Consider the following 13,592-nt stretch of genomic DNA (forward strand, 5'->3'; position numbering starts at 1 on the left):
CCTCAGCTGCCCTTCCGGCCCGTGACCAGCCGTTCGCTGATCCGCTGGAATTCCTCGCCGTATCCGGCTTGATCCGTGCGCGCGAGCCCCGCGACCTCGATCACGGTACTCGCGCTCTCGTCCTTGCCCGGCCGTACCCGCACCCACACGCGACGCCGCTTGACCAGCAGCGACGCCCCGAGTCCGGCGAACATCACGATCGCGAAGCCGAGCACGTAGCCCTGCGTCGGATCGTGCGAAATCTGCAGGTTGACCCACTTGTTGACGCCGTCGAAACGGACCTTCGTACCGTCGTCGAGCGTCAGTTCCTGGCCGACCGCGAGGTTCTTGCGGGCGACCCGCTTCAGCCTGCCGTCCTGGACGCGGGACTGGTCGACCGAGAACACCGACTGGCCGCGGCCCGCGTCGAGGCCGAGGTCGCCGCGCAGGACGTCGACCGCGACCATCGGGTTGTTCAGCTGCGGCGCGGTCGAGGTGAGCACGCCGCCGTGGATGAACGAGGACGGCGCGAAGAGGCCGGTGATCGCGAGCTGCTTGGTGCGCCGCTGGACCTCGTCGGTGACGCCGGGCTGGTCGAACTTCGTCGCGCCCTCCGACAGCATCGTGGCCGAGTTGGTGAACATCCACTGGGTGTTCTGGGTGCGCTTCTCGCCGTTCGGGAAGGTCACCGTGAACTGCGGCGAATAACCGTTGCCCAGCAGGTAAACCCGGTCGCCGACGGTGCGCAGCGGTTCGTTGACCTCGAGGTCGTAGGGCTTCCACGTGCCGGTCTGCAGGTCTTCGCCGGACTGGTACTCGATGTGCGAGTGGTAGTAGTCGGCCTGGTTCGTGGCGGTGTAGCGGGCGGTGAAGTCGTTGACCTTCACGCAGAACGGGTCGAGGTCGGTGCCGTCGACGCGCAGGCCGGCCTCGAACGAGTCGTAGTTGTAGATGCCCGAGTTGCAGAACTGGCCGCCGTTGGCCTGCACGATGACCTGGCCTTCGTAGCTGTAGAGCTTGCCGAGGGCGAAGAAGATGATCAGGCCGAGCATGCCGAAGTGGAAGAGCAGGTTGCCGGTCTCGCGCAGGTAGCCGCGTTCGGCCGAGACGCTGAACCCGCCGCCGTCCTCCTCGCGCTCGACGCGCCGCCAGCCGGACAGCTGCTTGCGCACGTCCTCGCGGATCGTCTCCGGCGTGCGCGCGGTGCGGGCGATCCGGTGGTGCGGCATGCGCGCGAGATTGCGCGGCGTCAGCACCGGCTTGGCCCGCATCTGCTTGAGGTACTCGAAGCTGCGCGGCGTGAGGCAGCCGATCAGCGAGATCATCAGCAGGATGTAGATCGCGGAGAACCAGACGCTGGAGTAGACGTCGTAGAACTCCAGCTTGTCGAGCAGCGAACCCCACCAGCCGTGCGCGCTGATGTACTCGTCGACCTTCGGCGCGTTCAGCCGCCGCTGCGGCAGCAACGCGCCGGGCAGCGCGGCGAGCGCCAGCAGGAACAGCAGCACCAGCGCGGTGCGCATGGAGGTCAGGCCGCGCCAGGTGTTGCGCAGGAAAGCCAGGAACTGCTTGGCCGCGGACGGGCGGTACGGCTGCGGGTTCTTCGGGGGCGCTTCGGTAGTGGTCACAGCGGCAGCTCGAGATCGGAGGCGACGGAGTTGCGGAGCCAGCCCATGACGTCTCCCCACAGCCCGGTGACCAGCAGGATGCCGACCACCATCAGCAGCGCCCCGCCGAAGATCTGCACGCGGCGGCCGTTGCGGCGGAGCCAGTCGGTGGCGCGCACGGCCCAGCGGGCGCCGAGCGCGATCAGCAGGAACGGGACGCCGAGGCCGAGGCAGTAGACGAGCACCAGCACGTACCCGCGAACCGCGGCCCCGCCGGTCGCGCTGGCGAGACTGGTGACGGCCGAGAGCGTCGGCCCGATGCACGGCGTCCAGCCGAGTCCGAACACCGCGCCGAGCACCGGCGCGCCCCACAGCCCGCCGCCGGGCACGTGGTGCGAGCGGACCTCGCGCTGCAGCCCCGGGATCCAGCCGATGAAGACCAGCGCCATGAGGATGGTGAGGACGCCGCCGATGCGCTGCAGCAGATCCTCGTTGACCAGCAAGGTGTTCGCGAGCCAGACCAGCGTGCCCATGGTCGCGACGAACACCACGGTGAACCCGAGCACGAACAGCCCCGCCGCGCCGAGCACGGCGTAGCGGCCCTTCTTGCGTTCCTCGCCGTCGCGCACCGCCGGGGCGTCTGCGCCGACGAGAGCCGCGAGGTAGGCCAGATACCCGGGCACGAGCGGCACCACGCACGGCGACGCGAACGAGATGGCCCCGGCCACCAGCGCGACACCCGCGGCGAGCAGCAGCGGCCCGGAGAGCGCCAGCTCGGACACGGAGTTCACGCACTTGAGAGTAGGCAGTGAGCTGGACGTGAGGCGGGCGGGGCCCGCTCACAGGACCTACGCCACAGCGGGGCCGGGACCTTGGTCCTAGCGCCCCAATGCCACATTGGGTGCGTCAGACGCACCCAACGCCACATTGGGTGCGTCACATGCACCCAATGTGGCATTGGGGCGGAGCTGAGCGGGCTGGCGCGGAGCAAGGACCGTGGCCGGGTCTCGTGAGTGGCAATCGCGGTTCTAACCGGGATTGCCACTCACGAGGTCACTTCTCCGCGCTGAGCCGCTGCACCACCGGAACCAGGTCCGAAGCCAGCACCTGCCGCAGGAACACCGCCGCCACGCGGTGCTGTTTGTCCAGCACCAGCGTCGACGGGATGATGTTGCGCGGGTACCCCGCCAGCTGCAGCAGCACGCGCCCGGACGGGTCCCAGATCGACGGGTACGTCAGGCCGCGGTCGCGGACGAAGTCCTGTGCCACGTCGCGGGCCGGGTCGCGGACATCGAGGCCGATCACCTGGGCGCCGAGCGGGGCGATCTGCTTGCTCGCGGTCTCCAGTTCGGGCGCTTCGGCGCGGCACGGGCCGCACCACTGGCCCCACAGGTTGATCACCAGCGCCTTGCCGGGAAAGTCTTCGATCGAGAGCTGTTTGCCCTCGTGCATCAGGTCGTCGCCGGCGAGCGTCGGGGCTTTCTGACGTTCGTTCTCCGGGTAGCTGATGTCGACCTTGCCACCGGGCGAGACGAAGGTGAAGGTGCCGCCCGAGACGACCGCGTCCTTGCCGGTCGAGCAGCCCGTCACGACCAGCGCGGCGGCCATCAGCATCCCGAGCAGCCGGCGTTTCATGCGCCGGTCACCTTGGGGTCAGTGGTGCCCGCGGGTTCGCTGTAGACGATCTCCAGCAGCTCTTCGCCGTCGAACACCAGGCTGGTGAGCGACGCCAGCGAGCACTGCCGCTGCCGCGGGTCGTGCCACAGCCGCTTCGCTTCCAAGAAGCGGCGAAGCGTCCAGATCGGCAGCTGATGCGACACACACAGCGCTTCGCGCCCTTCGGCCTTTACGCGCGCACGGTGCACCGCGCCGAGCATGCGGTGTGCGATCTCGACGTACGGTTCGCCCCACGACGGCTTGAACGGGTTCACCAGGTGCGGCCACGCTTTCGGCTGCCGCAGCGCGCCGTCGCCCACGGCTACGCGCTGGCCTTCGAAGACGTTCGCCGCTTCGATGAGACCTTCGTCCGTGGCGATGTCGAGACGGTGCGCGCCCGCGATAGGCGCCGCGGTCTCCTGCGCACGCTGAAGAGGCGAAGCGACGACGTACGCGAGGTCATGCCCAGCGACCGCCTCGGCGACCGTGAGCGCCTGACGCTGCCCGCGCTCCGACAGCCGGAAGTTCGGCAGCCGCCCGTAGAGGATCTTCTCCGGGTTGTGGACTTCGCCGTGCCGCAGCATGTGGACGACGGTGGTCACGGCTTAACCGCCTCAGCCGCCGCGCGCGCCGCTGCGGGCAACGCAGCTTCGATGACGGCGAACGCTTCGTCGTCCATCGCGGCGTTCACGAACCATGCCTCGTACGCGCTCGGCGGCGGGTACACGCCTGCTTCGAGCAGCGCGTGGAAGAAAGCCGGGAAGCGCCACGTCTCAGTGGCCTGCGCGTCCGCGTAGTTGCGTACGGGCTTGTCGGTGAAGAAGACGCTCACCAGGTTGCCCGCGAACTGCACAGTGTGCGTGACGCCCGCTTCGCTGAGCGCCTTGTCGAAAAGCCCGCCGAGACGCTTCGCGTTGGCGTCGAGCTTCGCGTACACAGCGTCGTCGGCTTCGCGCAGCGCGGTGAGACCGGCGGCGACCGCCACTGGGTTACCGGACAGCGTGCCCGCCTGATAGACGGGACCGCCGGGCGCGAGCTTCGCCATGATGTCCGCGCGACCGCCGAACGCCGCCGCGGGCAGCCCGCCCGACATCACCTTGCCGAACGTGTAGAGGTCGCCGGCCACACCTTCGAGGCCGAACCAGCCAGCGCGCGAAACGCGGAAGCCGGTCATCACCTCGTCCATGATCAGCAGCGCGCCGTTTTCGTGCGCGATGTCCCGCAATGCGGCGTTGAAGCCGGCGTCCGGCGGAACCGCGCCCATGTTGCCCGCGGCCGCTTCGGTGATCACCGCGGCGATCTGGCCCTCGTTCTCCGCGAAGGACTTCCGGAGCGCGTCAAGATCGTTGTACGGCAAGACAATCGTGTCCGCGGCCTGCGCACCGGTGACACCCGGCGAAGTCGGCAGGCCGAGTGTCGCGACACCGGAACCCGCTTCGGCGAGCAGCGCGTCGACGTGGCCGTGGTAGCAGCCGGCGAACTTCACGATCTTGGCGCGGCCGGTGAAACCGCGGGCCAGCCGGATGGCGCTCATCGTGGCTTCGGTGCCGGAGTTGACCAGCCGGACCTGCTCGACCGGGCCGACCCGGCCGATGATCTCCTCGGCGAGTTCGACCTCGCCGATCGTCGGCGTGCCGAAGGAAAGCCCGTGCTCCGCGGCCGCGCGGGCGGCGGCCACCACCTTCGGGTGCGCGTGCCCGAGGATCATCGGGCCCCACGAGGAGACGAGGTCGACGTAGCGGTTGCCGTCGGCGTCCCACAGATACGGGCCTTCGCCGCGGACCATGAACCGCGGCGTGCCGCCGACCGAGTTGAAGGCGCGCACCGGCGAGTTCACCCCGCCCGGAACGGCCGCCTTGGCGCGTGCGAACCATGCTTTGGACTGCTCGGTGCCAGTGCTCACCGTCCCAGTCTTGCAAATCCTCCATCCGGGTGTCGGCGGCGCCCAAGCTGCCACCCGATTGCCACCCGGCACACCGGCGCACTCGCTCTTAAGATGGGCGCGCATGGACGGGGCGAGCCATGGAGGAGACGTGACGGCGCCCACACACCGCCGGAACCCGTGGCTGATGCTCGCGGTGTTCTTCGGGCTGGTCGGCGTCATCGCGCTGGTAGGAGCGCTGGCCGCGACGACCGCGCCGGACGCCTACAACCGGTACGTGCTGCCGGAGTGGGCCCCGCCCTCGTCGCTGTTCAGTCCGGTGTGGACGGTTCTGTACATCGTGCTCGCCGTCGCGGGCTGGACTTATTGGCGCACCGACGGCGAGAACCAGGGCTTCGCCGCGTACGGCATCGGCCTGCTGTTCAACCTGATGTGGATCTCGCTGTTCTTCGCCGGCGGTTCCACGCAGGTCGCGTGTGTGGACATCGTGCTGCTCGATTTCACCGTGATCGTGACGATCGCGCTGTTCTACCGCCGGTCCCGCGTCGCCGCGTTGCTGCTCGTGCCGTATCTGGCGTGGCTGCTCTACACGACCGCGCTGAACGTCGCGATCATCGCGCTCAACGACGTTCCCTAACGACCCGGCTGCGCCACGATCGCCTGCGCGGTCACCGAACCGTCCGATCCGGTGCGGCCCTGGACGGTCACCGTCTGTCCCGGTTTGAGGTCGCTGAGCTTGCCCGGCTGGGTCACGCCGACCGTCGTGCTGTCCGAAGTGGACACTGTGACTTCGCTGCCCTGCATGGTCTTCACCGTCACCGTGCTGCCGTCGACCTTCTCCACGGTGCCGACCGTCCCGCGGCCGCCTGCCGAACGTCCGCCGAAGCTCGGCCCCTGTTGCCCGTCCGCCGCAGCAGGACGGGCGCTGGAAGTACTGCTCGACGGGCCGAACGCCGCGTGCGTCCACGCGCCGCCGGCGAACGCCAGCGCCAGCACGAGCAACCCGGCGAGCACCAGCGTCGGCTTGCCGAACGGCCGTGCGACCTGCTTCAACTCAGCGGTGAGATCACCTTGGACAGCGGGCTCGGCGATGAGGTCTTCCGGACGGGCGGGCTCCTCCGGAGGAGTCGGAATGGGCTGGGTGGTCGACGCGGACATGACGCTCCTACTCGTGCCGGAGGGCGTCGATCGGCCGCAGCCGCGAAGCCCGGTTCGCCGGGAAACTGCCGAAGAAAAGCCCGATCAGGGCGGACACCGCGAACGCGAGCGCGATCGACGACGGCACCACCACCGGCTGGATTCCGGCGATGCTGAACCGGCTGCCGACCACTCCGATCAGCACGCCGAGCAGTCCGCCGAACAGGCTGAGCATGGTCGCCTCGGCGAGGAACTGGCCGAGGATCGCCGCGCGCGGCGCGCCGATCGCCTTGCGGATGCCGATCTCGCGGATCCGCTCGGTGACCGTGACGAGCATGATGTTCGTGACGCCGATCCCGCCGACCAGCAGCGAGATCGCCGCGACCGCGCCGAGCAGCACGGTGAACGTCTGGATCGCCGAGGTCCGGGTCTGCAGCAGTTGCGCGGAGTTCTGGATCTGGAAGTCCGGGTTGGCCGAGGCCCGGATGCCGTGCCGGGCGTCGAGAATCGCGGTGACCTCGGCTTGGGCCAGCCCGATCGAATCGGCGGTGGTCGCCTGCACGGCGATCTGGTTCAGTCCGCCGTAGCCCGCGAGCGAGTTCTGGACCGCGCTGATCGGGGCGATCGCGACGTCGTCGGCGTTCTGCAGCCCGGTGCTGCCTTTCGTTTGCAGCACGCCGATCACGGTGAACTGGATGCTGTTGATCAGCACGTTCTTGCCGACCGGCTCGCCCGCGCCGAAGATCGATTGCGCGGTCGTCGGCCCGAGCACGACGACCTTGCGCGCCTGCGTCACGTCCTCGGCGCTGAACAGCTGACCGTCGGCGATCTGGCGGTTCGTGGTGGTGAAGTAACTGGGCTCGGTGCCGACAACGCTCGACACGTCGTAGGAGGTCTGCCCGTACGTCGCGGTCGCGCTGGTGTTCACCACTGGCGCGGCCGCCTTGACGTCCGGCGCACCCACCGGGTCGATCAGCGCGTGCGCGTCCTGCACGGTGAGCGGACGGACCTGACTGGTCTGCCCGCCGCCGCGCACCGGCGACACGTTGACCACGTCGGTGCCGAGGCCCTGAATGCTCGCGGTGATCGCCGCCGAAGCGCCGTTTCCCACTGCCACCAGCAAGATCACCGACGCGACGCCGATGGTGATGCCGAGCGTGGTGAGCACCGAACGCAGTTTGTTCGAGGCGAGCCCGCGCACCGCGAACCGCATGATCTCGACGAAGTTCACGCGACCACCCCGGTGCGTACCTCGTCCGACACGATCCGCCCGTCGCTGACCCGCACGACACGGTGCGCGTGCTGCGCGACCTCGTCCTCGTGCGTGATCACCACGACCGTGCGGCCGAGTGCGTTGAGCCGGTCGAAGACGCCGAGGACGTCGACAGTGCTTGCGTGGTCGAGGTTTCCGGTCGGTTCGTCGGCGAGCAGCAACGCCGGTCCGCCGACCAGCGCCCGCGCCACCGCGACGCGCTGCTGCTGGCCGCCGGACAGTTCGTTCGGCAGATGCTTGGCCCGATCGGTGAGCCCGACCATCTCCAGCGCGGCGAGCGCACGGCGTCGCCGCTCCCCGCGCTTGAGTCCGCTGTAGATCATCGGCAGTTCCACATTGGACAGCGCACTGGTGCGCGGCACGAGATTGAACGACTGGAAGATGAAGCCGATCTTTCGGTTGCGCAGCAAGGCAAGCTGACGTTCGTTGAGATCGGCGACGGAGAATCCGTCCAGCAGGTACCGGCCCGAGGTAGGCGTGTCGAGACAGCCGAGCATGTTCAGCAGCGTCGATTTCCCGGATCCGGACGCGCCCATGATCGCCACGTACTCGCCCGGCCACACCTGCAGCTCGACCCCGCGCAGCGCGTGCACCGCGGTTTCCCCGCTGCCGTAAGTCTTGCGCAGTCCGGAGACCGCGATCACCGGCTTCATCCCCGGCCCCCGACGCCGCCTTGACGGCCACCGCCGAGCCCGCCCTGCTGACCGCCGCCGAACCCGCCAAGACCGCCCGTGCCGCCCCGCTGCTGGCCATTGGACCCACTCGACGTCGTCGGCGACGCAGCCGTGAGCACCACGCTGTCGCCTTCGCTGAGCCCGGACTTGATCTCCACAGTGGACTCCCCGCGCACGCCGACCTCGACCTGCCGCGAAACCGGCTGCCCGTTCTGCTCCACGGTGACCACGTTCGTCGTCCCGGTGGTCCGCACCGCCGCGGCCGGAACGCTCAGCACGCCATCGGCTTCCGCGACCGTGATCACGACGCTCGCCGACTGTCCGGGCCGCAGCCCCGACGGCGGATTCGACAACGCCAGCTTCGCGCCGTAACTGACGACGTTGCTGCTCGTGGTCGGCGTGAGGTCAATGCTGGAAACGGTCGCCTGCAACGGCTGGTCCGGAGTCGCGTTCAAGGTCACGGTGGCTTTCTGACCGGTTTTGACCTTGCTCACGTCAATTTCCGCCACCGAAGTATTGACGACAAGATTGCCCATGTCGGTGATGTCGATAAAGCCGGTGCTGCTACTACTGCTGCTGGACGACGACTGTTGCCCGGATTGGCCGCCAGAACCGGAACCGGAACTGGGCGACGCCCCTGCCGAACTGGTGCTGGAATTGGACCCGCTGCCCGTTTGCTGCCCGACCGTCCCGTTGATCGCGGTAATCGTTCCCGCGCCCGGCGCGGTCAATGTGGTGGCGGAGAGCGCTGTTTCCGCGTTGTCGACGTCCAGCTGCGCTTGATCCACTTTGGCCTGAAGCGACGCGGTGCTGCTCTGCGCCTGAGTCGCGGTCTGGTTCGCGGGCGGATTGTCCTCCGCCGTCGTCAGGTTGTCCTCGGCGACCGCGAGATTGGCCTTGGCGACCTGAAGTTGTTTGCTCGCCTGGGAAGAGTCGACAGTGGCGAGCTTCTGCCCGGCGCTCACGACGTCGCCGACCTTCACGTCGATGCTCGTGACCTTGCCGGACGTCGTGAAGTTCGCGACGCCGGTGTACGTGCTCGCGATCGTGCCCGCCGCCGAAACGGTCTGGGAAACGTTCGCGCGCCGGACCGGCGTGGTCCGGGTTTGCGCCTGCGCGGTGGAACTGGCCGGCGAAAAGGCCTGATAAATCCCGAAAGCCGCGCCGCCGAGCAGGACGACAAGGACTCCGTTGATCACCCAGGTTCGTGTGCGCAGCCGCGTCATGGCCGCAAGACTGCGGGGCCCGGTTAGCAGTCAGCTGTTGGTTTCCTGTGGGACAGCTGTGTAATCAGTCCTTCTTCTTTTTGTGCTTCGCCCGCACCGCGAGCAGCAATTGCCGGACCGCGTCCACCACCAATACCGCCGACAGCGTGCCGAGCCCGAGCGCCCCGGCGATATGTCCGCCGAAGTACCGTTCCGAGATCAATTTCGTGCCGTCGCTCGCCGTGGTGGAGACCGTGACGACCCCGGCGTGCCACAGCGCGAACGCCGCCCACAGCACCAATCCGGCCACCACGACCTCGCCGAGCGCGACGAACGCGCGCCACGGCTGGTTGAGCTTCGTCTGCGGCTGTGTTTCCTCCGGCGGCCAAAGCCCGGCTCCGGTCGGCTGGGGTAGGTCGATCACGGGGTCCAGCCTTTCAGGTTCGCCGTCGTTCCGCGTCCCTCGTGGGGGTTCAGTTCCGGGAGTCATCGGCCTGCTCCTCGGGTCGGTTCTTCGCGGCCAGCTCCGCGAGCGCGGTCTTCAGCGCTTCGACGTCGCGGGCCCAGGCGAGCACCACCGTGCCGTCGTCCAACCCGACCGGCAACTCGTCGTACTTGCGCGGCACCGACCAGCCGCCGCCGAGCACCCGCGTCCCGACTGGCGCGCCGACGTCGGTCACCGAGACGATCCGCTCGGCGGCCAGCGTCTCCCGCCCCTGCCGCAGCCCCTCGGTGGTGACCTCGAGCGAGAGGAACCGGCGCCGCGCGTAAACCCAGGGCAGGGTCAGCGCGACCAGCGCGACACCGATCAGCACCCAGCCGACGACGTGCGTCGGCCCGCCGGTGGCCAGTTCGGCGAGCGCGCCCAGCAGCGCGAACAGCGGGCCCCAGATCAGCGCCGACCACCCGACGCCGGGCTCGGAGTACAGCGTCCTCGCCGCCATTACAGCTTCTTGCCGACCTTCGGGAAGTAGTCCGCCACCTTCGGCAGGTACAACAGGATCAGCATGACGATCAGCGCCAGCGACGAGACGAGCGCGAAGATGCTGCGGATCACCCCGAGTTCGAACACGATGCCGAGCACCGCCAGCAGCGTCGCGATGCTGCGTGCCGAACGCGTGCCCTCGCGGGCCTTCCAGGCGAACAGCACGAGCAGCGCACCGAAGCACAGCGCGCCGATCAACATGGCCCACACCAGTGTGTTGGCGTTGGCCTGCACCTGAGCGACGTCGACCTTCTGGCCTGCCTGCCGCACCTGCTCGATCGCGCGGTCGACCAGCTGCTGCTTGAGCAAGACGGTGACGACCTGCCCGGCCACCACGATCACCGCGGCCACGATGGCGAGCACGAACGCGACGTGCACCGGCGTCGGCGGCTTGGCCTTCGGCGCGATCTGCCCCGGCAGCACCGGATCCGGCGCGCGCCCGCGCTTGCGGCGCTCGTCGTCGGTGAGCCCGGAAAGATCGTCCGAGGTCACGCTGGCTGGCTTCGGGGTGTTCTCGTCCTTCTCGGCCACCCGAAAGACCCTACCCGGGCTCAGTCCAGCCAGGCCGCGGCCTCGGCCGCCCAGTAGGTCAGGATCATGTCCGCCCCCGCGCGGCGGATGGAGGTGAGCACCTCGAGGACAGTGCGCTCGCGCTCGATCCAGCCGTTCGCCGCGGCCGCCTCGACCATCGCGTACTCGCCGGAGATGTTGTACGCCGCGACGGGAACCGGCGAAATGTCGGCCGCCGCCTTGATGATGTCCAAATAGGACAGTGCAGGCTTGACCATGACCATGTCCGCGCCCTCGGCGAGGTCGAGTTCGAGCTCCCGCATCGCCTCGCGCGCGTTGCCGAGGTCCTGCTGGTAAGTCTTGCGGTCGCCCTTGAGCTGCGAGTCGACGGCCTCGCGGAAAGGCCCGTAGAACGCGCTGGCGTACTTGATCGAATAGGCGAGAATCGCGGTCTCGCTGTGCCCGACCTCGTCGAGCGCCCGGCGGATCACGCCGACCTGCCCGTCCATCATCCCGCTCGGCCCGAGCACGTGCGCCCCGGCTTCCGCCTGTGCGACCCCCATCTCGGCGTACAGCCGGAGGGTGGCGTCGTTGTCGACCACACCGTCCGCGTCGAGCACACCGCAGTGCCCGTGATCGGTGAACTCGTCCAAGCAGGTGTCGGCCATCAGCACGGTGGAGTCGCCGAGCTCGCTGCGCAGATCCCGCAACGCGACGTTGAGAATGCCCTTCTCGTCAACCGCGCCGGAGCCCTCCGGATCCCGCTTCTCCGGAATGCCGAAGAGCATGATCCCGCCAACCCCGGCGTTGACCGCCTCGACCGCGGCCTTGCGCAGAGTGTCGCGAGTGTGCTGAACAACCCCGGGCATGCTGGCGATCGGCCGCGGCGCGTCGAGACCCTCGGCCACGAACATCGGCAGAATCAACTGCCGTGGCCGCAACGTGGTCTCACCGACCAACCTGCGCATTGCCGGAGTAGTACGAAGCCTGCGGGGTCGCTGCTCAGGGAACACACATCCAAGGTACTCCCGCGCCTCCCCGGAAAGCCGTGAAGGGCTCCTTGAGGGAATCAGATTCCCGCAAGGAGCCCTTCACGGACAAATCCTCAGCTGCGCCGGGTGCGCTTGGCCTTCCGCGGCGGCGGCAACGCGCCCTCCGCACGAAGCCGCGCGGCGTGCTCGGCGAGAGCGTCCACCAAATGCGGCACGTCAGCCTTCTCCGGCTGAACATCCACCCGCAGACCGAATTCCACCGCGGTCTCCGCGGTCTTCGGCCCAATGCACGCGACCAACGTGCGCGTGTGCGGCTTCCCGGCGATGCCCACCAGGTTCCGCACGGTCGACGACGAGGTGAAGCAGACCGCGTCGAACCCGCCGGTCTTGATCATCTCGCGGGTCTCGGCTGGCGGCGGGGCGGCCCGGACGGTCCGGTAGGCCGTGACGTCGTCCACTTCCCAGCCCCGCTCGACCAGACCGGCCGACAGGATCTCGGTGGCGATGTCCGCGCGCGGCAGCAGGACGCGGTTCACCGGGTCCAGCACGTCGTCGTACGGCGGGAACTCGGCCAGCAGGCCCTCGGACGACTGCTCGCCGGTCGGGACCAGCTCCGGGATGATGCCGAACGAGCGCACCTTCGCCGCGGTCGATTCGCCGACGCAGGCGATCTTCACGCCGGAGAACGCGCGCGCGTCGAGACCGAACTCCTCGAACTTCTCCCACACCGCGCGCACCGCGTTGGTGGAGGTGAAGACGATCCACTGGTAGCGGCCGTCGACCAGGCCCTTGACCGAACGCTCCATCTGCGCCGGGCTGCGGGGCGGCTCGACCGAAATCGTCGGGACCTCGTGCGAGGTCGCGCCGTGGCCGCGCAGCCGCTCGGCCATTTCGCCGGCCTGCTCCTTGGTGCGCGGCACCAGGACCTTCCAGCCGTACAGCGCCCGCGACTCCCACCAGGACAGCTTCGACCGCTGTCCGGCGGCCTGGCCGACCGTCACGACCAGCGGGCCGACCAGTTCGCCCGCGTCGTTCGCGACCGAGGCGAGGGTGGTGTCCAGCGTGCGCTGGGTGTTGATGGTGCCGTTCGCGGTGACCGCGACCGGGGTGGTCGCGGGCAGCCCCTTCTCGGTGAGCTGGCTTGCCGCCTCGGCGAGGTGCGCGGAGGTCGCGTGCAGCACGATCGGGCCGGGGACCGCGGCCAGCGCGCCCCAGTCCACCTCGCCGCGGACGTCCGCCTCGGTGTAGGTGCCGCCAAGCGCGACCCCCGCGTACGCGGGCACCGCAGTGCCCGGCGCGACGCCCGGGATGACATCGAACACGGCCGACGTGCGGGCAACGGCCTGGACCTCGGCCACGACGGCCGGGCTGGTCAGCGGGTCGCCGGAGACCAGCCGCAGCGCGAGCCGGCCCGCCTTGGCCTCGGCGGTCAGGTCCTTCGCGACGTCGGACGGTTCGCCGACGGCGGGCCGGACCTCGGCGCCGGGGGCGGCGAAGGCGAGCACGCTGGCGGGCACGTCCGGGTCGGTCACCACGACCTCGGCCTTGGCCAGGAGTTCCTGGGCGCGGACGGTGAGCAGCCCGGCGTCCCCGGGGCCCGAGCCCACGAAGGCGACGCGCCCGGCGGTCTTGCGAGCAGGGGTCATCGTTGGTGTTCTTCTCCTCTTGGGCGGCCGGTGCTCCGGCCGCTGG

General features: G+C 69.1%; 15 protein-coding genes. 1 reads left to right on the forward strand and 14 read right to left on the reverse strand.

Annotated elements, in window-relative coordinates:
- Positions 1–2: 2 nt before the first annotated feature.
- The 5 genes from resB to hemL all read right to left on the reverse strand — a co-directional run bounded on the left by resB (position 3) and on the right by hemL (position 5,145).
- Positions 3–1,607, reverse strand: coding sequence for a cytochrome c biogenesis protein ResB (resB, locus tag H4281_RS08810; RefSeq protein WP_182890394.1), 1,605 nt, complete (start codon positions 1,605–1,607; stop codon positions 3–5).
- Positions 1,604–2,377 carry a cytochrome c biogenesis CcdA family protein gene (locus H4281_RS08815; RefSeq protein WP_182890395.1) on the reverse strand — a complete coding sequence of 258 codons (774 nt, stop codon included), beginning with the start codon at positions 2,375–2,377 and terminating at the stop codon, positions 1,604–1,606. Before H4281_RS08815 ends, resB begins: the two co-directional genes overlap by 4 nt.
- A 262-nt stretch (positions 2,378–2,639) precedes the next feature.
- Positions 2,640–3,221, reverse strand: a complete 582-nt coding sequence (locus H4281_RS08820; RefSeq protein WP_037818850.1) for a TlpA family protein disulfide reductase — start codon at positions 3,219–3,221, stop codon at positions 2,640–2,642.
- A complete protein-coding gene (locus H4281_RS08825; RefSeq protein WP_009071997.1) occupies positions 3,218–3,844 on the reverse strand; it encodes a histidine phosphatase family protein in 627 nt (208 codons plus the stop codon). Before H4281_RS08825 ends, H4281_RS08820 begins: the two co-directional genes overlap by 4 nt.
- Entirely contained in the window at positions 3,841–5,145 is a 1,305-nt protein-coding gene (hemL, locus tag H4281_RS08830; RefSeq protein ID WP_182890396.1) for a glutamate-1-semialdehyde 2,1-aminomutase, read from the reverse strand. Before hemL ends, H4281_RS08825 begins: the two co-directional genes overlap by 4 nt.
- 130 nt (positions 5,146–5,275) lie before the next feature.
- Between hemL and H4281_RS08835 the strand changes: the two genes are divergently transcribed.
- Positions 5,276–5,761 (forward strand): TspO/MBR family protein, encoded by a 486-nt coding sequence (locus tag H4281_RS08835; RefSeq protein WP_370318148.1) that lies wholly within the window; start codon positions 5,276–5,278, stop codon positions 5,759–5,761.
- Here H4281_RS08835 and H4281_RS08840 read toward each other — a convergent pair.
- From H4281_RS08840 to H4281_RS08880, 9 genes are all read right to left on the reverse strand, one after another.
- Positions 5,758–6,282, reverse strand: a complete 525-nt coding sequence (locus H4281_RS08840) for a DUF5666 domain-containing protein (RefSeq protein WP_182890397.1) — start codon at positions 6,280–6,282, stop codon at positions 5,758–5,760. The two genes, H4281_RS08835 and H4281_RS08840, sit on opposite strands and share 4 nt — an antisense overlap.
- Positions 6,283–6,289: 7 nt before the next feature.
- Positions 6,290–7,492 (reverse strand): ABC transporter permease, encoded by a 1,203-nt coding sequence (locus H4281_RS08845; protein ID WP_182890398.1) that lies wholly within the window; start codon positions 7,490–7,492, stop codon positions 6,290–6,292.
- Complete coding sequence (locus H4281_RS08850) at positions 7,489–8,187, reverse strand: ABC transporter ATP-binding protein (RefSeq protein ID WP_182890399.1); 699 nt, start codon at positions 8,185–8,187, stop codon at positions 7,489–7,491. Before H4281_RS08850 ends, H4281_RS08845 begins: the two co-directional genes overlap by 4 nt.
- Complete coding sequence (locus H4281_RS08855) at positions 8,184–9,434, reverse strand: efflux RND transporter periplasmic adaptor subunit (RefSeq protein ID WP_182890400.1); 1,251 nt, start codon at positions 9,432–9,434, stop codon at positions 8,184–8,186. Before H4281_RS08855 ends, H4281_RS08850 begins: the two co-directional genes overlap by 4 nt.
- A gap of 64 nt (positions 9,435–9,498) precedes the next feature.
- The gene (locus tag H4281_RS08860; RefSeq protein WP_182890401.1) at positions 9,499–9,837 is read right to left on the reverse strand and encodes a hypothetical protein; all 339 of its coding nucleotides are present in this window, start codon (positions 9,835–9,837) and stop codon (positions 9,499–9,501) included.
- Between the two features lie 49 nt (positions 9,838–9,886).
- Entirely contained in the window at positions 9,887–10,357 is a 471-nt protein-coding gene (gene mce1N / locus H4281_RS08865; protein ID WP_182890402.1) for a transport-regulating membrane protein Mce1N, read from the reverse strand.
- A complete protein-coding gene (locus tag H4281_RS08870) occupies positions 10,357–10,929 on the reverse strand; it encodes a hypothetical protein (RefSeq protein ID WP_182890403.1) in 573 nt (190 codons plus the stop codon). Before H4281_RS08870 ends, mce1N begins: the two co-directional genes overlap by 1 nt.
- A 20-nt stretch (positions 10,930–10,949) precedes the next feature.
- Positions 10,950–11,921 (reverse strand): porphobilinogen synthase, encoded by a 972-nt coding sequence (gene hemB / locus H4281_RS08875; protein ID WP_182890404.1) that lies wholly within the window; start codon positions 11,919–11,921, stop codon positions 10,950–10,952.
- A 92-nt stretch (positions 11,922–12,013) separates the two neighbouring features.
- Positions 12,014–13,546 (reverse strand): bifunctional uroporphyrinogen-III C-methyltransferase/uroporphyrinogen-III synthase, encoded by a 1,533-nt coding sequence (locus tag H4281_RS08880; protein ID WP_182890405.1) that lies wholly within the window; start codon positions 13,544–13,546, stop codon positions 12,014–12,016.
- Between the last annotated feature and the right edge of the window lie 46 nt (positions 13,547–13,592).

This window comes from Amycolatopsis dendrobii (genome assembly GCF_014145675.1).
Taxonomy (GTDB): domain Bacteria; phylum Actinomycetota; class Actinomycetes; order Mycobacteriales; family Pseudonocardiaceae; genus Amycolatopsis; species Amycolatopsis dendrobii.

Bases quoted from the DNA above. Each gene is read 5' to 3' on its own strand.
- mce1N (WP_182890402.1), bottom strand. From the start codon at position 10,357: ATGGCGGCGAGGACGCTGTACTCCGAGCCCGGCGTCGGGTGGTCGGCG.
- H4281_RS08840 (WP_182890397.1), bottom strand. From the start codon at position 6,282: ATGTCCGCGTCGACCACCCAGCCCATTCCGACTCCTCCGGAGGAGCCC.
- H4281_RS08850 (WP_182890399.1), bottom strand. From the start codon at position 8,187: ATGAAGCCGGTGATCGCGGTCTCCGGACTGCGCAAGACTTACGGCAGC.
- H4281_RS08855 (WP_182890400.1), bottom strand. From the start codon at position 9,434: ATGACGCGGCTGCGCACACGAACCTGGGTGATCAACGGAGTCCTTGTC.
- H4281_RS08820 (WP_037818850.1), bottom strand. From the start codon at position 3,221: ATGAAACGCCGGCTGCTCGGGATGCTGATGGCCGCCGCGCTGGTCGTG.
- H4281_RS08880 (WP_182890405.1), bottom strand. From the start codon at position 13,546: ATGACCCCTGCTCGCAAGACCGCCGGGCGCGTCGCCTTCGTGGGCTCG.